This window comes from Streptomyces sp. AMJ-169, assembly GCF_055597585.1.
In genome coordinates, this window is sequence record NZ_JBVLTJ010000013.1 from 198,568 (window position 1) to 215,814 (window position 17,247).

General features: G+C 70.1%; 17 protein-coding genes. 9 read left to right on the forward strand and 8 right to left on the reverse strand.

Annotation, left to right across the window (positions count from 1 at the left end; translation table 11 throughout):
• Positions 1-13 precede the first annotated feature (13 nt).
• Positions 14-1,336: a hypothetical protein gene (locus ACYUD3_RS29425; RefSeq protein WP_470976195.1), complete on the forward strand. Its 1,323-nt coding sequence runs from the start codon at positions 14-16 to the stop codon at positions 1,334-1,336.
• Positions 1,337-1,438: 102 nt separating this feature from the next.
• Here ACYUD3_RS29425 and ACYUD3_RS29430 read toward each other — a convergent pair whose 3' ends face one another.
• The 5 genes from ACYUD3_RS29430 to ACYUD3_RS29450 all read right to left on the reverse strand — a co-directional run bounded on the left by ACYUD3_RS29430 (position 1,439) and on the right by ACYUD3_RS29450 (position 7,369).
• Entirely contained in the window at positions 1,439-2,959 is a 1,521-nt protein-coding gene (locus ACYUD3_RS29430) for an MFS transporter (RefSeq protein ID WP_470976198.1), read from the reverse strand.
• Positions 2,956-3,504 carry a TetR/AcrR family transcriptional regulator gene (locus tag ACYUD3_RS29435; protein ID WP_470976201.1) on the reverse strand — a complete coding sequence of 183 codons (549 nt, stop codon included), beginning with the start codon at positions 3,502-3,504 and terminating at the stop codon, positions 2,956-2,958. The genes ACYUD3_RS29430 and ACYUD3_RS29435 overlap by 4 nt, the downstream gene beginning before the upstream one ends.
• Before the next feature lie 119 nt (positions 3,505-3,623).
• Positions 3,624-4,571, reverse strand: coding sequence for an aldo/keto reductase (locus tag ACYUD3_RS29440; RefSeq protein WP_470976204.1), 948 nt, complete (start codon positions 4,569-4,571; stop codon positions 3,624-3,626).
• A gap of 64 nt (positions 4,572-4,635) precedes the next feature.
• Positions 4,636-6,066, reverse strand: a complete 1,431-nt coding sequence (gene argH / locus ACYUD3_RS29445; RefSeq protein ID WP_470976206.1) for an argininosuccinate lyase — start codon at positions 6,064-6,066, stop codon at positions 4,636-4,638.
• Between the two features lie 109 nt (positions 6,067-6,175).
• Complete coding sequence (locus ACYUD3_RS29450) at positions 6,176-7,369, reverse strand: argininosuccinate synthase (protein ID WP_470976209.1); 1,194 nt, start codon at positions 7,367-7,369, stop codon at positions 6,176-6,178.
• A gap of 311 nt (positions 7,370-7,680) precedes the next feature.
• Here ACYUD3_RS29450 and ACYUD3_RS29455 point away from each other — a divergent pair, with 311 nt between their 5' ends.
• Complete coding sequence (locus ACYUD3_RS29455; protein ID WP_470976211.1) at positions 7,681-8,610, forward strand: hypothetical protein; 930 nt, start codon at positions 7,681-7,683, stop codon at positions 8,608-8,610.
• A gap of 115 nt (positions 8,611-8,725) precedes the next feature.
• Here the strand turns inward: ACYUD3_RS29455 and ACYUD3_RS29460 are convergent, their stop codons facing one another.
• Complete coding sequence (locus ACYUD3_RS29460) at positions 8,726-9,220, reverse strand: ATP-binding protein (protein ID WP_470976214.1); 495 nt, start codon at positions 9,218-9,220, stop codon at positions 8,726-8,728.
• A gap of 147 nt (positions 9,221-9,367) precedes the next feature.
• On the opposite strand from ACYUD3_RS29460, the gene ACYUD3_RS29465 reads away from it, so the two are divergent.
• Together ACYUD3_RS29465 and ACYUD3_RS29470 are read left to right on the forward strand one after the other, a co-directional pair.
• Positions 9,368-10,294 (forward strand): helix-turn-helix domain-containing protein, encoded by a 927-nt coding sequence (locus tag ACYUD3_RS29465; protein WP_470976217.1) that lies wholly within the window; start codon positions 9,368-9,370, stop codon positions 10,292-10,294.
• Complete coding sequence (locus tag ACYUD3_RS29470) at positions 10,291-10,614, forward strand: DUF397 domain-containing protein (RefSeq protein ID WP_470976219.1); 324 nt, start codon at positions 10,291-10,293, stop codon at positions 10,612-10,614. The genes ACYUD3_RS29465 and ACYUD3_RS29470 overlap by 4 nt, the downstream gene beginning before the upstream one ends.
• Positions 10,615-10,662: 48 nt before the next feature.
• Here the strand turns inward: ACYUD3_RS29470 and ACYUD3_RS29475 are convergent, their stop codons facing one another.
• Together ACYUD3_RS29475 and ACYUD3_RS29480 are read right to left on the reverse strand one after the other, a co-directional pair.
• On the reverse strand, positions 10,663-11,325 hold the full coding sequence (locus ACYUD3_RS29475) for a hypothetical protein (protein WP_470976221.1): 663 nt from the start codon (positions 11,323-11,325) through the stop codon (positions 10,663-10,665).
• A 323-nt stretch (positions 11,326-11,648) separates the two neighbouring features.
• Positions 11,649-12,038: an NUDIX domain-containing protein gene (locus ACYUD3_RS29480; protein WP_470976224.1), complete on the reverse strand. Its 390-nt coding sequence runs from the start codon at positions 12,036-12,038 to the stop codon at positions 11,649-11,651.
• Between the two features lie 132 nt (positions 12,039-12,170).
• Here ACYUD3_RS29480 and ACYUD3_RS29485 point away from each other — a divergent pair, with 132 nt between their 5' ends.
• The 5 genes from ACYUD3_RS29485 (at position 12,171) to ACYUD3_RS29505 (ending at position 17,197) form a co-directional block, all read left to right on the forward strand.
• The gene (locus tag ACYUD3_RS29485) at positions 12,171-13,523 is read left to right on the forward strand and encodes a tetratricopeptide repeat protein (protein WP_470976227.1); all 1,353 of its coding nucleotides are present in this window, start codon (positions 12,171-12,173) and stop codon (positions 13,521-13,523) included.
• On the forward strand, positions 13,520-14,407 hold the full coding sequence (locus ACYUD3_RS29490; protein ID WP_470976230.1) for a glycosyltransferase family 2 protein: 888 nt from the start codon (positions 13,520-13,522) through the stop codon (positions 14,405-14,407). Before ACYUD3_RS29485 ends, ACYUD3_RS29490 begins: the two co-directional genes overlap by 4 nt.
• Positions 14,368-14,493 carry a hypothetical protein gene (locus ACYUD3_RS29495; protein WP_470976232.1) on the forward strand — a complete coding sequence of 42 codons (126 nt, stop codon included), beginning with the start codon at positions 14,368-14,370 and terminating at the stop codon, positions 14,491-14,493. The genes ACYUD3_RS29490 and ACYUD3_RS29495 overlap by 40 nt, the downstream gene beginning before the upstream one ends.
• Before the next feature lie 149 nt (positions 14,494-14,642).
• Positions 14,643-16,025 carry a ferredoxin reductase family protein gene (locus tag ACYUD3_RS29500; RefSeq protein ID WP_470976235.1) on the forward strand — a complete coding sequence of 461 codons (1,383 nt, stop codon included), beginning with the start codon at positions 14,643-14,645 and terminating at the stop codon, positions 16,023-16,025.
• A 95-nt stretch (positions 16,026-16,120) separates the two neighbouring features.
• Complete coding sequence (locus tag ACYUD3_RS29505; RefSeq protein WP_470976238.1) at positions 16,121-17,197, forward strand: FMN-binding protein; 1,077 nt, start codon at positions 16,121-16,123, stop codon at positions 17,195-17,197.
• Positions 17,198-17,247: the final 50 nt, after the last annotated feature.

Below are 17,247 nucleotides of genomic sequence, written 5' to 3' on the forward strand. Positions count from 1 at the left end.
CGGGAGGAGCCCCATGAGCACGGTCGACGAGGCACGGCACCGGTACGGTCGGGCGCTCGCCGCGTACGGCGGCGGGGACTACCAGGAGGCGGTCCGCGAGGCCCGCGCCCTCCTGCCCCACCTGCGCGAGTCCCGCGACCGCCCGTCCGTGGAGGTACGGCTCGACACGGTACGACTGCTGCTGGACGCCGGGGAGTTGTGGTGGTCGACCGGGGGCGGCGGCGACGAATCGGTGGACGACGCTCTCGTCGCGGAGGCCCAGGCGGCGGCCGGGGTGCTCGGCGACCGGCGTTCCCTGGCCGTCGCCGCGCTGGTCCGGGGCCGCCACCTCGCCGGGGCGGACGGACTCCAGCAGGCCGTCTCCGTCCTCGGCGAGGCCGCCCGGCTCGCCCAACTGGCGGGCGACGACGTCCTGTTGCTGGACGCGCTGACCTTGCAGGGGCACTACACGGTGGGCCGCTCGGTGGCCGCCGGGGTCGCGCTGCTCGGCCGCGCCCAGCAGGTCGCCGACCGCCTCCCGCACGACGCCTCGCCCCGACGCGCCCTCAGGACAGCCAAGTTGACGTGTGTGCGCGGGGTCGCGGAGTTCGACCTGGGCCACTTCGACACCGGGGAGGACCTGCTGCGCAAGGCGCTCGCTCTGGCAACTGACGCCCGGCTGCACGACCTTCGCTCCTCCACGACCAACTATCTCTGCCAACTCCTCATCGCGGCGGGCCGGTTCGAGGAGGCCGAGCACATCCTCTCGACGGAGCTGGACCTCATGGGCGGTTACGCCGCCGACAGCCCCCACCAGGCCTACAACCTCGCCCTGTTGGGGAAGGCGCGGATCGAGGCGGGCCGCCCGGAGGAGTCGGTGCGCTCGCTGCGGATCGCGTACGAGATGGTCGCGGAGAGCGGGCCGTACGGGATCCGGCCGCTGGTGCGCAACTATCTGGCCGAGATGTTCATCCATCCCGTGGACGGGCGGCGGGCGCTGACCGTCGCGGAGGCGCTGCTGAGGGAGTCCGTCGAGGAGTGCCGTACGACCGGCTTCCAGCGCAGTGAGGTCGCCGCGCTGACGCTGTGGTCCCTGGTCCGGCGTGAACTCGGCGACGAGCGGGGCGCGTTCGGGTACAGCGGGGAGGCGGTGCGGATGCTGACGGAGGCGGGCGGGGTGATGCCGGCGCTGCGCGGCGAGGAGGTGTATTACGTGCACTCGCTGGGGGGCGGCGAGGGGGCGCTGGAGGAGGCGCGGCGGATCGTACGGGAGAAGGCGGGGTCGATCGGGCATGTGGGGCTGCGGGAGCTGTTCCTGAGGAGGGTGCCGTTGAACCGGGCGGTGCTGGCGGAGTAGGCGAGCGGGGGCGCCCTGCCGACAGGACGCCCCCTTCACATCCCCTTCAGAGAAGCCCCTTTCGGGAAGCCTCTTTCGAGAAGCCCCCTTGGCGAAGCCCCCTCACACCTCTTCCAGCTCCCGCCCCCGCAACAGCACCCAAGCCGCCCCCGCCGCCGCCAGCAGCACGGCCGCCCCGATCCCGGACGCGGTCGACAGCCCGTCGATGAACGCCTCCCGGGCGGAGGCCAGCAACGGCTCCCCCACCTCGGCGGGCAGCTGCCGGGCCACTTCCACGGCCCCGCCCAGCGAGTCGTGCGCGGCGGCAGGCGTCCCCGCAGGCGCGGCGAACCCCCGGTACACACCGGTCACGATCGACCCGAGCACGGCGATCCCGAGCGCGGCCCCGAGTTCGTACGCCGTCTCGGACACCGCCGAGGCGGACCCGGCCTGTTCCTTCGGCACCGAGGACAGGATCACGTCGGCGGTGACGGTGAAGGAGAACCCCGCGCCGACGCCGACGACCAGCAGCACGGCCCCGAGCAGCGGATACCCGGTGGTCTGCTCCAGCTGTGTGAGGACGGCGAGGGCGACGCCTATCGCGGCGAGCCCGCCGGAGACGACCGTACGCACCGAGAACCGCCGTGCCGCGCGCCCGGCGAGGAGGCCGGCCACCACGGCCCCGACCGCCGCCGGGAGTTCGGCGAGGCCCGCCTCCAACGGGCGGCGGCCCTGGACGAGTTGGAGGTACTGCGAGAGGAAGAACACCATGCCGGACAGGCCGAGGACGGTCAGCAGATCCGCGAGGACGGCCCCGCTGAAGCCCCGGTTGCGGAACAGCCGCATGTCCAACAGGGGGACGGGCAAGGTGAGTTGGCGGCGGACGAAGCCGTAGAGGGCGGCGCCGCCGAGCAGCCCGACGGTGGCCGCGACCGGGGTGAGCCCGTGGGCGGCGGCCTCCTTGACGCCGTAGACGACACCGATCATGCCGACGAGGGAGAGCAGGACGCTCGGGAGGTCCCAGGGGCCGGGGTTCGGGTTGCGGGACTCCGGGAGGAGTTTCGCGCCGACCGCCACGAGCACGGCCATCACCGGGAGGTTGATGAGGAACACCGAGCCCCACCAGAAGTGTTCGAGCAGGAAGCCGCCGGCTATCGGGCCGACTGCCGTACCGGCGGAGGCAGTTGCGCCCCAGATGCCGACCGCGAGACTGCGTTCGCGCGGGTCGGGGAAGAGGTTGCGGATCAGCGCGAGGGTCGCCGGCATCAGGGTCGCGCCCGCGATGCCGAGCAGCGCGCGGGCCGCGATCATCAACTCCGGTGTCGTGGCGTAGGCGTTGAGGACCGATATCAGTCCGAACGCGGTCGCGCCGACCAGGAGGATGCGCTTGCGGCCGATCCGGTCGCCGAGGCTGCCCATGGAGACGAGCAGGCCCGCGATGACGAACGAATAGACGTCGCCGATCCACAGCAGCTGGGTGCCGGACGGCTTCAGGTCCTCGGTGATGTACGGGGTCGCGAGGCCGAGCACGGTCGCGTCCACGGCCACCAGCAGCACGGCGAGGACGAGCACGGCGAGCGCGAGCCAGCGGCCCGGCCTGTTCACCGCCTCGGTGGTCCCCGGCGTCCGCACGGTGCTGGTCATGATTCCTCTCTCCTCAGCGCACCGCCGAGCAGCAGCTCGGCGGTCATGTGTTCGAAGTCCTTGGGCGCGCCCTTTCCGCACTGCACCAGCCACGCGCCGGAGGTCAGCAGTCCGTACAGCGCCTCCGTCAGCCACACGGCGGTCAGCTCGATGCGGAACTCGCCGGTGCGCTGCCCGCGTCTGAACAGCGCCGCGATCCGCTCGTCGATCCGCTCCCAGTCCGTGTTCAGCCCGCCCTCGTACAGCTGGTTCTCGGAGTACAGGAAGGACAGCAGCGCGGCCACCGGCTGGAGCTCGCGCACCAGTCTGCGGACGGCGTCCCGCGCCGGGCCCGTGTCCAGGTCCGCCGCGTCCAGCGCCGCCGCGCACTCCGCGATGCACAGCGCCTCCAGCGCGCGCACCAGCGCGTCCCGCCCGGCGAAGTGCCGGTGCAGGGTGGCGCGGCTGATCCCGGCCGCCTTCGCGACCTCGTCCATCGTGGCGGTGGACTTGCGGGTCAGGAGGGCGGCGGCGGTGCGGAGTACGTGGTCACGGTCTACGGCCATGAGACGAGGGTAGCCCAGGTGAGACATCTTTGTCTCATCGGGGGCGTGGCTGTCTCATGGCCGGGGTGTTGTGAGGGGACTTCCCGCTCGGAACTTCAGAGCTTCGGAGAGGCGGTCGCTCAGTGCCAGGGCAGCGCGCTCCGCTTCGCCCAGTACGCCCCCGGCTCCTCCGCCAGCGCTCCGAGCCGGCCCAGCTGGTCCTCGTCCAGCGTCACGCTCTCCGCCTTCAGGTTCGCGATCAGCTGCTGCGGGGTCGCCGCGCCGGAGAGGGCGATGCCGGTCCAGGGCTGGTGCAGGATCCAGGCCAGCGCGATCGCGTCCGGGCCCACGCCGCTCTCCTCGGCGATCTTCCGCACGGCGGGCGGGGCTTCGTCACCCGCCAGCCGGCCGTTCGCCATGCCCTCCTTGACGATCACCGTCAGACCGGCCGCACGCGCCTCCGCGAGCGCTTCCCCCGCCGACGTCTCCAGCGCGTTGTACGTCGACTGGACCGTACTGAACAGGCGCTTCCCGTCGACCTCGATCTCCAGCGCCGACCTGATCGCGTCCTTCTGCGCCGGGCCGCTGGTCGAGAAGCCGACCGGGGTCCCCGACTCCGCGAGCCGCGCGTGCAGCGCCTTGTCGGTCAGGGCCGGGCTGTCCGGGGTGACCGAGTGGATCTGGTACAAGTCCAGCCGGGCGCCGAGGAGTTCGGCGGATTCGGCGCGCTGGCGGTCGTAGGTCGGAAGGGTGTGGTCCTTGATCTCGTGCTTGTCCGCGTCCGTCGTCCAGTTCGCGGTGTAGGTGTAGCCCCATTTGCTGCCTACGACGACGTCGGTGATCCCGGGGTTCGCGTGCAGCCAGTCGGCGAGGAACTCCTCCGAGCGGCCGTAGGAGCGGGCGGCGTCGAGGTAGCGGATGCCGTGGGCGTAGGCGGCGTCGAGGAGGGCGTGGGTGCGGGCGCGGAGGGCGTCGACGCTGCGGTCCTCGCCGAGGTCGCGGTCGCGGCCGAGGTTGATGTAGCCGGGGCGGCCGACGGCGGCGAGGCCTACGCCGAGGCGGGGGGCGGGGAGGGAGGAGAGGGGCATGGGGGTCCTGTTCTGCCGGGGTCTGCCACCAACGTAACCCGGTCCCCCACGCCCCTGACCACCGCTACTTCTTCTTGGCCGCCGCCCACTCCTGCTGAACCGCCACGTCCGCCTTGACCTCGGCGAGCTGCACCGCCACCGCGCTCGGCGCGGTCCCGCCCCGGCCGTTCCGGGACGCCAGCGCGCCCGGTACGTTCAGGACCGTCCGCACCTCCGGGGTCAGGTGCTCGGAGATCTTCGCGAACTCCTCGTCGGTCAGGCCGTCCAGCTCCTTGCCGCCCGCCTCGGCGACCTTCACGCACTCACCGGCCACCTCGTGGGCCACCCGGAACGGCACGCCCTGCTTGACCAGCCATTCCGCGATGTCCGTCGCCAGGGAGAAGCCCGCCGGGGCCAGCTCCTCCATGCGCTCGCGGTGGACCGTCAGGGTCGCGATCATGCCGGTGAACGCCGGGAGCAGGACCTCCAGTTGGTCGCAGGAGTCGAAGACCGGCTCCTTGTCCTCCTGGAGGTCGCGGTTGTAGGCCAGCGGGAGCGCCTTCAGGGTGGCCATCAGGCCGGTGAGGTTGCCGATCAGGCGGCCGGACTTGCCGCGCGCCAGCTCCGCGATGTCGGGGTTCTTCTTCTGCGGCATGATCGACGAGCCCGTGGAGAACGCGTCGTGCAGCGTCACGAAGGAGAACTCCTTCGTGTTCCAGATGATGATCTCCTCGGCGATCCGCGAGAGGTTCACGCCGATCATCGCCGTCACGAAGGCGAACTCGGCGACGAAGTCACGGGAGGCGGTGCCGTCGATGGAGTTGCCGACGCTGCCGTGCTCGAAGCCGAGGTCGGCGGCGACGGACTCGGGGTCGAGACCCAGGCTGCTGCCCGCCAACGCGCCCGCGCCATAAGGGGATACGGCCGTGCGGTCGTCCCACTGGCGCAGCCGTTCCGCGTCCCGGGAGAGGGACTGGACGTGGGCGAGGACGTGGTGGGCGAAGAGGACCGGCTGGGCGTGCTGGAGGTGGGTGCGGCCGGGCATGGCGACGTCCGGGTGGGCCTCCGCGAGGCCGATGAGGGCCTCCTGGAGGTCGGCGATGAGACCGCCGACGATCCGGGCGTGGTCGCGCAGGTACATGCGGAAGAGGGTGGCGACCTGGTCGTTGCGCGAGCGGCCCGCGCGGAGCTTGCCGCCGAGGTCGGGGCCGAGGCGTTCGAGGAGACCGCGTTCGAGGGCGGTGTGCACGTCCTCGTCGGCGATCGTCCCGACGAAGGTGCCGGCGGCGACGTCCGCCTCCAGCTGGTCCAACCCGGCGGTCATGCGCTGGAGTTCGTCGGCGGTGAGGAGGTTCGCCTTGTGCAGGACGCGGGCGTGGGCGCGGGAGCCGGCGATGTCGTAGGGGGCCAGCCGCCAGTCGAAGTGGACGGACGCGGACAGCTTGGCCAGGGCCTCGGCGGGACCGTCGGCGAACCGGCCGCCCCAGAGGCGTACGTCACCGCTGTTGCTGCTCACTGCACTTGCTCCTCAAGAAGGGGTCCGGGTGTGGTCCGGGTGTGCGAACGCCTCCCCGCTGGACCGAGCCGGGGAGGCGGGCGATGACGTCACCGTATCGGTGGATCGCTTACGCGAGGTCCCGCCGGGCCGCGATCTTCGCCGACAGGCTGTAGATGTCGATGAAGCCCTTGGCGGCGGCCTGGTCGAAGGTGTCGCCGGTGTCGTAGGTGGCCAGGTTGAAGTCGTAGAGGGACGACTCCGAGCGGCGGCCGTTGACGACCGCGCGGCCGGCGTGGAGGGTCATGCGGATGTCGCCGGTGACGTGCTGGTTGGCCTCATCGATGAAGCCGTCCAGGGCGCGCTTGAGCGGGGAGAACCACTGGCCGTCGTAGACCAGTTCGCCCCAGCGCTGCTCGACCTGCCGCTTGTAGCGGGCCAGTTCGCGCTCGACGGTGACGTTCTCCAGCTCCTGGTGGGCCGTGATCAGGGCGATCGCGCCCGGAGCCTCGTACACCTCACGGGACTTGATGCCCACGAGGCGGTCCTCGACCATGTCGATGCGGCCGATGCCCTGGGCGCCGGCGCGCTCGTTGAGCTGCTGGATGGCCTGGAGGACGGTGACGGGCTTGCCGTCGATGGCGACGGGGACGCCCTCCTTGAAGGAGATGATCACCTCGTCGGCGTCGCGGGCGACCGCCGGGTTCTGCGTGTACTCGTAGATGTCCTCGATCGGCGCGTTCCAGATGTCCTCCAGGAAGCCCGTCTCGACCGCGCGTCCGAAGACGTTCTGGTCGATGGAGTAGGGGGACTTCTTGGAGGTCGCGATCGGGAGCTGCTTCTCCTCGCAGAAGGCGATCGCCTTGTCGCGGGTCATCGCGTAGTCGCGGACCGGGGCGATGCACTTGAGGTCGGGGGCGAGGGCGACGATGCCGGCCTCGAAGCGGACCTGGTCGTTGCCCTTGCCGGTGCAGCCGTGGGCGACGATGCCGGCGTTGTGCTTCTGCGCGGCGGCGACGAGGTGCTTGACGATCGTGGGCCGCGAGAGGGCGGAGACCAGCGGGTAGCGGTCCATGTACAGGGCGTTGGCCTTGATCGCGGGGAGGCAGTACTCGTCCGCGAACTCGTCCTTGGCGTCGGCCACTTCGGCCTCGACCGCGCCGCACGCGAGGGCGCGCTTGCGGATGACGTCCAGGTCCTCGCCGCCCTGGCCGACGTCGACCGCGACCGCGATGACCTCGGCGCCCGTCTCCTCGGCGATCCAGCCGATGGCGACGGAGGTGTCCAATCCGCCTGAGTAGGCGAGTACGACGCGCTCGGTCACGGGATTCTCCTCACATGCATTCGCTGATATGCATGATTATGCAGGAGCCCGCATGGTTCGTCAATCCAGGGTTGTGGGGGGCGGCGGTCCGGGGCGGCGGCGCGGGCATCCGGGGCGCGGGGCGCGGGCATCCGGGGCGCGGGGCGCGGGGGCGTTCACTTCGCCGTTCGGCCTGTGAAGAGCTTCCGGCTCCGCTTGTGCACCCGCTTTGAACACCGGCAACCGCTTGCCCGTACTTCCCCCCGAACGCACGGCGCCGCGTTCGCACCCCCACTCCCCGACACCCACTCCTGACCAAGTGAGGCACAGCCATGTCCAGGGCTCTCCCGAAGTACAACAAGCGTCGCGTCGGGTTCATCGGCGGTGCTGCCGCAGTCGTCCTGACCGGCGGCGTCATCGCCGGTACGGCGCTCGCGGGCCAGGACTCGTCGGACGGCTCCGGCGCCACGACGAACGCGAAGACCCTCGCGGCCAGCCCCGGTACGATCACCTGCCCGGACGTCGCCTCCCAGCTCCCGGCGATCCCGGCGACGGCCCAGGCCGAGGTCACCCGCAACCTCACGCTGCTCCAGACGCAGATCCAGGAGGCGAACACGCGCCTGGTCAACACGGTCGGGCAGGGCGGCGCGAACTTCGTGCAGAACGCGATCCTCGGCCCGCTGAAGGACAAGCGGGTGGCGACGGTGAACCGCATCGCGACGGCGATCGGGCGGACGGCGGCCAAGCCGACGGGGCTTGAGTCGCTGGCGACTTGCACGCTGAACGCGGCGGGGACGAATACGGGGAACACCGGTAACGCCGGTAACGCTGGCAACACCGGTAACGCTGGCAACACGGGGAACGCGGGGAACAACAACGCCGGGAACACGGGGAACACGGGGAATGCTGGGAACGCCGGTAACACGGGGAACGCTGGGAACACCGGCAACACGGGCAACACCGGAGCCGCCGGTACGATCACCTGCCCGGACGTCGCCTCCCAGCTCCCGGCGATCCCGGCAACGGCCCAGGACGAGGTCACCCGCAACCTCACCCTGCTCCAGACCCAGATCCAGGAAGCCAACACCCGCCTGGTCAACACCGTCGGACAGGGCGGCCCGAACTTCGTCCAGAACGCGATCCTCGGCCCCCTGAAGGACAAGCGCGTCGCCACGGTGAACCGCATCGCCACGGCGATCGGCCGCACGGCCGCCAAGCCCACCGGCCTTGAGTCGCTGGCGACTTGCACGCTGAACAAGTGAACTGAGCTTCAGCGCAACAGGTTTGACGCGTAACGAATAAGTGGCCGCCCCCAACTGCCTGGCCGGGGCGGCCACTTACGTATGCCCGAGGGGTTCCGGCCTGTCCGCGCCGGCCTCACAGCCCGGCGGGCATCACATACTCGGCCCACACCGTCTTCCCCGGCCCGTCGGCCCGCAGATGCCAGTCCCACCGGGAGGCCAGCGCCGCAACCAGCACAAGCCCCCGCCCGCCGGGATGAACGTACGGATCCCGCCCCACGACAACCGCACTGGGCCGGGGCGGCACCCGCTCGGCGCGGGTATCGGTGACGTCGACCCGCGCGGTCCCCAGCCGGGGCGCCACCTGCACCCGGACATGGAAGTCCCGCCCCTGAACATGCCCGTGCCGCACGGCATTCGAGGACAGCTCGGCGACGATCGTGACGAGGGCGTCGTGCGGGTCGCTGCCGTACGGGATCCCCCACTCGTCGAGCCGAACGGCCACCAGCCGCCGCGCAAGGCGTGCGCCCCGGCGGGTGGAGGTGAAGCGCATCTCGAAGTGCTGTTCGGGGGGCAGGAGGAGGGAGTTGCTGCGCGGGGGGCCGGTGGGGATGCCGGGGTTGTTCGTCATGCCTCCAACGGTCCCCTTGGTGGCGTAGCGTCACCAGAGGTAACCCGCCGACAACGCGATTTTGTACGCGCGGGGCCGGTGTTTGTACGAGGCGTGCGGCGTGACGGCTTCTCGGTGGCGGCCGTTGGCCCGGAAAGGCGGAAACCCATGACAGAGCGCGCGGGCAGGGCGGACGAGCCGGAAGCCGGTCCGGGCGACAGCGGAGGAGGGGCAGTCGTGACCATCGGAGACGACTGGGAGAACGACGACGAGGGCGGGATGCAGCCGGCCGACGAGGCCAGCAAGGCCCTGGTCGTCGCGTTCGGGCGGACCCTGAAGACATTGCGCACGCGGGACGGCATGGACCGGGTCAAGTGCGCGCGGCTGCTGGGGTATTCGGCGGCGACGCTCGCGTCCTACGAGCAGGGCCGGCGCATCCCGTCGAGCCTGACGATCGACAAGGCCGACGAAATCCTGCACGCGGACGGGATGTTGACGGTCTGGAAGGAGCAACTGGAGCGGGCGCAGTATCCGGTGTTCTTCCAGGGGATGGCGGCGCTGGAGAAGTCGGCGATCGAGCTGCTCTCGTACAACACGCTCGTGTTCACTGGCCTGCTCCAGACCGAGGCGTACATGCGGACGCTCCTGGCGATGCGCCGCCCGGTCCTCGACGAGGAGACCATCGAGCAGCGCGTGTCGGCCCGCCTGGCCCGACAGGCCATCTTCGACCGCCAGCCCCTGCCGCTGCTGAGCTTCGTGATCGACGAGCCCATCCTGCGGCGCGTGTACGGCGGCAAGGAAGTCGTGCGGGGGCAGTTGGAGCATCTGCTGCTGCTCGCCCAGAAACCGAACGTCGAGATCCAGGTCATGCCGATCGACGGCGATGAAAACGCTGGTGTGGACGGGCCGTTCACGGTCGTCATCCGCAAGGACGGCAGGAAGTTCGTGTACACCGAGGCGCAGGGTGCCAGCACCTTGCAGACCGATCCGGAACGCACGACTCTCGCAGCCGCCCGCTATGGGATCATCCGATCGCAGGCTCTCACCCCGAGAGAGTCGATGAAGCTGATCAAAGGAGTGCTGGGATCGCTATGAACAACGCTGATTCCTCGACCATTGCTTCCGGCCTCACCTGGTTCAAGAGCAGCTACAGCGGCGCCGAAGGCGGCGAATGCGTAGAGGTCGCCTGGCACAAGAGCAGCTACAGCGGAGCTGAAGGCGGCCAGTGCGTGGAGGTCGGCTGGCGCAAGAGCAGCCACAGCGGAGCTGAGGGCGGCGACTGCGTGGAGATGGCCGCCACCCCCACCACCATCCACATCCGCGACTCCAAGTCCAAGACCAGCCCCCACCTCTCCACCTCCCCCCGGGCCTGGACAAACTTCATCACCCTGGCCTCCACAGAAACCCCCGCCTGACAGCGCACGCCCACGTGAGCCCCGCCCTCGAAGGGACGGGGCTCTCGTCTACGCCGTCAAGCCGGGTTCGAAGTAGGCCGGGGACCGGAACAGACCCGTGAAGGTGCCGGGACCGTGTCTGTCGTCCAGCCAACTCCCCAATACACGTACGTCACCACTGATGACCGCCGTGAGGAGCAGGGCGTGCAACTCGGCCTCCTCCCCGGGGGCGTACTCGCCGAGGAAAGACGCGTACCGGCGGTTGACGCCCTTCTCGTAGGCGATGAGGGCTGCCACGTACCGGCGCTGCTCTTCGCTCCCCTGGACCTCCGCCGCACGGCCGGTGTCGTCGTTCGTCAGGGTGCCGGTCACATCCCGGTGAGCGAGTGCGCCCAGCGGGTCCGAGGGTTCCGGCACGCCGAGGTGTTCCGCCACCTGCCGGGTGATGGAACGTGCCTCTTTGTCGCAGGCGCCCTCCATCACGATGCCGAGGTTCCGTGTGTGCGGGCTTCCGTGTCTGTCGGCGGCCGAGTAGCACTGTCCGCTCGTACGGCGGTAGTTGATGCCGTACTGGGTGCGGACGGGTACGCCCGCGACTTCCACGTACCGCCGCCGCGATCCGTAGTGAAGGCAGTCGTGCGCGTATGCGCGCAGCAGGTCGAGCAGGGCAGGCGTCGGGTGTTCGGGACTCCGGCGGCGCAGGGGACCGTACATCGTGATGACGGCCGTCATTTGAAGATGCCGATATCCCTGGTCCGGGTGGTGGAATCCACCGAACGCACCTTCCCTTGAGGATTCGCAGCCGACCAGCACACGTTCGAACGGCAGCATTTTCGTCAGCCCGTGTCCGGTGTACCGGCGGCGAGCGATTTCGACACCGGTATGGAAAGGAGTGACGTCGACTCCGTCCGCCGCCCACCGGCCGAGGGTTTCCGAAAGGGGCCGGAACAGGTGGGCGGGGTGTTTTCCGGTGAGCGGCGACGCGTCGGCGCGCAGGGCCGCCAGCACCGCCAGCGCCCGTACGCGGGTGACGGACTCGTTCGGGGCGAGTTCTGTCAGGTCGGCGTGCTCGTAGTCGCCTTGATGAGCTGCACGTGGGCTTCCTGCATCCCTTCCGGGAGTGCTTCGTAAGCGATCTCCACGCGGAGCCGGTAGCCGCTGGTCACCTGGACCAGTGGTCCCGGTACGACTTCGAGGCCGGTCTCTTCACTGACCTCACGGACGACGGTGTCCGGGAATTCCTCTCCTTTGACCGCGTATCCGGTGGGAAGACCCCATGGCCGGTCGGCGGGCCACATCCGGTGTTTGAGGAGCAGGACTTCACCCGCTTCATTGCGCACCACACCCGTCACGCCGATCATGAATTTGGCGTGGGCGAACCACAGGATGCGCCATTGCAGAGAGCCCCGAACGAGTTTCCACACTCGGGCGACGATTCGCTTCACGCGCACCCTTTCGATAGAGCGGGCTGGACAACTACATGCCATGAAGAGTGAACTTCACCGTACGGGGAGTGAGTACGGTGTTCCGACCACGACCCCGTTCAACCCGTTCAAGATCGCGACTGGGGACGCCGTATGACGGACCGGAACGCGCGGCTGGCGGCCGTCATCGCCGAAGCCGCCGTCACCTACCACGCGCTGGCCGGTGAGATCCGGGCCGTTGCGGCCGAGGCCGGAGAGCGGCTGAGCACTCGCCCCTCAGCCGTCGCCTACTGGATCGCCGGAGGTACACCGTCCGGCCGGACCCCGTCCTATATCGCCGAAGCTCTCACCAGAAGGATGAAACGGAAGGTGACGGTCGACGAGATCGGTCTAGGCTGCGCGGACGGCGGAGATGCCCTGCCCGCCGATCCGCTCGCCGCGGTCGCCGACTTCGGGAGATACGTGATGCTCCGGCGCAGAAGCTTCCTGAACTCCGCCTTCGCCACGGCCGCCGTCGGTCTTCCCCTCGGCTACGACCACGAAGCCGTCGCCGCCACCCTGCGGGCGGGACGGCAGGGCGGGCGGCTGGGCGTACGGGAGATCGGCGCGGTCCGTGAACTCACCGAGCGGTTCCGGAGTGTGGACGAGCGGCTGGGCGGCGGCCACGGCCTGACCACTGTCACCGCCTACCTGACCGACACCGTGGTCCCCATGCTCCAGGCACGCTTCCCGACAGACGCCGTACGCAAGGATGCCTTCGGCGCGGCGGCCCAACTGGCGTGTCTTGTCGGGTGGAAACATCATGACCTCGGGCGGGACGGCGCCGCCCAGCGCTACTACCAGGCCGGCTTCCAACTGGCCTGTGAATCCGACCCGGACGGCCACGCCGCGTGGATGCTGCGGGCCATGACCCACCAGGCCCTCGACCTCGGCCACCCCGGCTCCTGCGTGGAACTGTCGGAGGAAGCGCTGAGGCGCGCGTCGGGAAAGACCGGCCGGCGGACCGAAGCACTGCTGCTGGTCACCTGCGCCCGCGCCTACGGCAGCGGCGGCCACCCCGCACAGGCCGCCGCTGCTCTGCTGAGGGCCGAGGACGCCCTGCGCGACGAGCGCGACCCCGTCCCCGCCTACGCCGCCGCGTCCGGACCCGTGGCGGCGACCGTCGCCTCCCACACGGGAAAGACCCTCACCGCGATGAGAGACCATCCGGCTGCCGAACGCCACTACCGGACGGCGCTCGCGGGCCGTGCGCCGGGCACCTACCAGCGCGGCCACGCACTCACCATGGTCAACCTCGGCAGGGCGGTGGCCGCCCAGCACCGCTACGAGGAAGCCGTGGACCTGTGGAGCCGGGCCCTGGACGTCATGGACGGAGTCCTCTCCCACCGCGGCAGACAGGAGATCAAAGCCATCCGGAGCACCACGACCGGTTACCGCGGACGCGGTGTGACTGGCGCCGCCCGACTGAACCAGCACGCCACCGAACTCCTGAAAGCCAGCCCATGAACACTGCCACCGCCCCGCTGACGGTGGGCGTCGTCATCCTCACCATGGGCGACCGCGTTCCTGAACTCCTCGCGCTCCTCGACTCCGTCGCCGCCCAGGAAGGCGTCCCCTCAACGGTCGTCGTCCTGAGCCAGGGCGCACCACTCCCCGCGCTCCCGACAGGAGTGACCGGAGTGGAACTGCCGGAGAACCTCGGCATCCCCGGTGGCCGCAACGAAGGCGTACGACGGCTGCGCGAACTCGGCGGCGCAGATGTCGTCCTGGTCCTGGACGACGACGGACTGCTCCCGCGCACCGACACCCTTCACCTCGTACGGCAGGCCTTCGCCGGCAACCCCCGCCTCGGCATCATCGCGTTCCGCATCGCGGACGAACACGGGGTCACCCAGCGTCGGCACGTCCCCCGCCTCGGCGCGTCCGACCCGATGCGCTCCGGGCCCGTCACCACCTACCTCGGCGGCGCCCACGCCATCCGCATGGACGTCATCGACGAAGCCGGCGAATTCCCGGCCGCCTTCTTCTACGCCCATGAGGAAACAGACTTCGCCTGGCGCGCGCTCGACGCCGGCTGGGAGATCGACTACCGCGCGGACGCCGTCCTGCGTCACCCCCGCACCGAGCCCGCCCGCCACGCGTTCTACTACCGCAACACCGGCCGCAACCGTGTATGGCTCGCCAGGCGCCGCCTGCCCGCCGTGCTGATCCCCGTCTACCTCGCCACCTGGGCCGCGTACACCGTGATGCAGCGTCCCCCACTGCCGGGACTGCGCTCATGGTGGGCCGGATTCTTCGAGGGCATCCGCGTCCCCTGCCCGCCCCGGCAGCCGATCAGATGGCGGACCGTATGGCGGATGACCAGGCTGGGACGGCCACCGATCATCTGACGGCCGTACCCCGGGCCGAGCAGGCATACACAGAGCAGCTGAAGATCGTCGCCGACTTCGGTGACGAGACCTACGTCCTCGGCTGACGAAGTACGGCCAAAGGTACGAGTACGAGGTCCTGGGCGACCCTTTCGCCGGCGCGTGACCGCCCAGCGCCCCCCTTCCCGGCGCCGCTGAACACTCCCCGCCTCCGCCACGTATCAGTGGACCAAGGGCCAAGTCCCACGGAGGAACCGTGACCACCACCATCGCAGGCGGACGTGCCGCCCGGCGTCAGACGATGCGCCGTATCCGCCCGCGCCGCTCCCCCGCGGTCCCGCTGCTGCTCGCCGTGTGGGCGGGGGCGGCGGGCGTGCTGTGGCTGTGGTGGGACAACACGCCCAACGTCGCCGACCAGAACAGCATGATCCTGAACGCCGGGCGGATCACGGGGCTGCTCGCCGGGTACCTGATGGCACTCGTCGTGCTGCAAATGGCCCGGGTTCCCGCGCTGGAGAGGCGAGTCGGGTCCGACCGCGTCGCCCGCTGGCACGCGATGAGCGGCCGCTACACCCTCTGCCTGGTCTTCGCGCACGTCTTCCTGATCGTGTGGGGATACGCCCTCCAGGCCGGCAAGACGCTCGGCGACTTCGTCCAGCAGACCATCGACCTCGTCAACCAGCTCCCCGACATGGGCAAGGCGGCGATCGGCACCGGACTGCTGGTGCTGATCGGACTCGTCTCCGTGGGCGGCGTACGCAGGCGGATGCCGTACGACACCTGGTACCACATCCACCTGATGACGTACGCGGCCGTGTTCCTGACGTTCTGGCACCAGATCACCACCGGCAACGAGTTCGCGATCCAGCCGGCCGCGAAGACCGCGTGGTACGGGCTGTACGGGATCGTCACGGCGCTGGTGATCTGGTACCGCGTGCTGACCCCGATCCGGCTGAACCTGCGCCACCGCATGTACGTCGAGGCCGTCATCGAGGAGGCCCCGGGCATCGTGTCGGTGCTGATCGGCGGGCGCAAGCTGCACCGGATGGGCGCCGAGGCCGGCCAGTTCTTCCGCTGGCGCTTCCTCGCCCCGGGCATGCGGTTCAGCTCGCACCCGTACTCGCTGTCGGCGCCGCCGCGCCCCGGCATGCTGCGGATCACGGTCAAGGCGAACGGCGACCACAGCGCGGCCCTGCGCGGCCTGACGCCCGGCACGAAGGTGTGGGCGGAGGGCCCGTACGGCGCGATGACCGCGTCGCGCCGCAGCCGGGGCAAGGTCCTGCTGGTGGCCGGCGGCGTCGGCATCACCCCGATGCGGGCCCTGTTCGAGACCCTGCCCGGCGCGGCCGGCGACCTGACCCTCCTCTACCGCGCCAACAGCACGCAGGACCTGGCCCTCTGGGACGAGCTGGCGAAGATCGCCGACGAGCGCGGCGCCCGCCTGATGTACGCGGTCAACTCCCCCGACGGCGCCCGCCCCGACATCTCGGCGGAGTCCCTGGAACGCAAGATCCCGGACATCGCCGACCACGACGTCTTCATGTGCGGCCCGGCCGGCTTCGCCCAGGGTGTCTACGACGCTCTGCGCGGCGCCGGGGTGCCGGCCCGCCGTATCCATCACGAGTCGTTCGAGATGTGACGGGTCGGAGAAGCGACCCCGATATGACCCCAGAGTTGTGACCCCACCCCCCGCAGCCCCGTAAGTCCCCCCAACTTTCAGGAGTCCACGCCGAGATGAGGAAGAGCCACCCCGTCAGGCGCGTCGTGCTGGCCACCGCCGCCACCGTGTCCGGGATCGTGCTGCTGCTGTCCCTGAAGCCGTCGAGCGACCCCGGGTCCTCCGCCGCCCAGGCCTCCGGTTCCGGTGCGTCCGCCCAGGAGGCGGCCCAGGGCGGCGCGGGGGCGCCCGTCACCGGGACCGTCACCGGCGACGCGGTCAAGACCCAGTACGGCGACGTCCAGGTCCGTATCACCGTCGACAACAACCGCATCACCAAAGCGGAGGCCGTCAAGGCGCCGGAAGGGGGTACGAGCACCCAGAAGACGGCCGAGGCGGTCCCCAAGCTCAACGCCGACGTCGTCACCAAGCAGAGCGTGAACATCGACTCCGTCTCCGGGGCGACGTACACCTCCGAGGGCTACAAGAAGTCCCTCCAGTCCGCCATCGACAAAGCCAACTCCGGTGCCGCGCAAGGGGGTTCCGGCTCCGCGCAGGCCTCCGGGACCTTCACCGGCGACGTCGCCCAGACCCAGTACGGCAACGTGCAGGTCCGCATCACCGTCGCCGGCGGGAAGATCACCAAGGCGGAGGCGGTTCAGGCGCCTTCGGGCGGGACGAGTACCCAGAAGACCGCGGATTCGGTGCCCAAGCTGAGCGCCGCCGCTGTGGCGAAGCAGAGCGCGGACGTCGATACGGTGTCGGGGGCGACGTACACCTCCGAGGGGTACAAGAAGTCGCTCCAGTCGGCGATCGACAAGGCCAAGGCCGGGGCTGACAAGGGGAGTTCGCAGGAGCAGGGCTCGGGGCAGGCCCAGGCGTCCGGCACCTTCACCGGTGCCGCCACGCAGACCCAGTACGGGACCGTCCAGGTCCGTATCACCGTCGCCGGCGGCAAGGTCACCAAGGCGGAGGCCGTCCAGGCGCCGTCCGGTGGCACCAGCACGCAGAAGACCGAGGAGTCGGTGCCGAAGCTCAACGCCGCCGCTGTGGCGAAGCAGAGTGCGGACATCGACACGGTGTCCGGGGCAACGTATACGTCCGAGGGCTACAAGAAGTCCCTCCAGTCGGCACTCGACCAGGCCGGCGGCTGACCCGGTGCCCCCCTCAGAAACTCCCGCCGCGGTACGTCACGTTGAAGAAG

Coding starts and splice junctions, on each gene's coding strand:
- ACYUD3_RS29440 (WP_470976204.1), bottom strand. CDS start 4,571: ATGCCCCTCTCCTCCCTCCCCGCCCCCCGCCTCGGCGTAGGCCTCGCC.
- ACYUD3_RS29465 (WP_470976217.1), top strand. CDS start 9,368: ATGACAGAGCGCGCGGGCAGGGCGGACGAGCCGGAAGCCGGTCCGGGC.
- ACYUD3_RS29505 (WP_470976238.1), top strand. CDS start 16,121: ATGAGGAAGAGCCACCCCGTCAGGCGCGTCGTGCTGGCCACCGCCGCC.
- ACYUD3_RS29495 (WP_470976232.1), top strand. CDS start 14,368: ATGGCGGATGACCAGGCTGGGACGGCCACCGATCATCTGACGGCCGTA.
- ACYUD3_RS29425 (WP_470976195.1), top strand. CDS start 14: ATGAGCACGGTCGACGAGGCACGGCACCGGTACGGTCGGGCGCTCGCC.
- ACYUD3_RS29490 (WP_470976230.1), top strand. CDS start 13,520: ATGAACACTGCCACCGCCCCGCTGACGGTGGGCGTCGTCATCCTCACC.
- ACYUD3_RS29460 (WP_470976214.1), bottom strand. CDS start 9,220: ATGACGAACAACCCCGGCATCCCCACCGGCCCCCCGCGCAGCAACTCC.
- ACYUD3_RS29435 (WP_470976201.1), bottom strand. CDS start 3,504: ATGGCCGTAGACCGTGACCACGTACTCCGCACCGCCGCCGCCCTCCTG.
- ACYUD3_RS29485 (WP_470976227.1), top strand. CDS start 12,171: ATGACGGACCGGAACGCGCGGCTGGCGGCCGTCATCGCCGAAGCCGCC.
- ACYUD3_RS29470 (WP_470976219.1), top strand. CDS start 10,291: ATGAACAACGCTGATTCCTCGACCATTGCTTCCGGCCTCACCTGGTTC.
- ACYUD3_RS29475 (WP_470976221.1), bottom strand. CDS start 11,325: ATGACGGCCGTCATCACGATGTACGGTCCCCTGCGCCGCCGGAGTCCC.
- ACYUD3_RS29455 (WP_470976211.1), top strand. CDS start 7,681: ATGTCCAGGGCTCTCCCGAAGTACAACAAGCGTCGCGTCGGGTTCATC.
- ACYUD3_RS29430 (WP_470976198.1), bottom strand. CDS start 2,959: ATGACCAGCACCGTGCGGACGCCGGGGACCACCGAGGCGGTGAACAGG.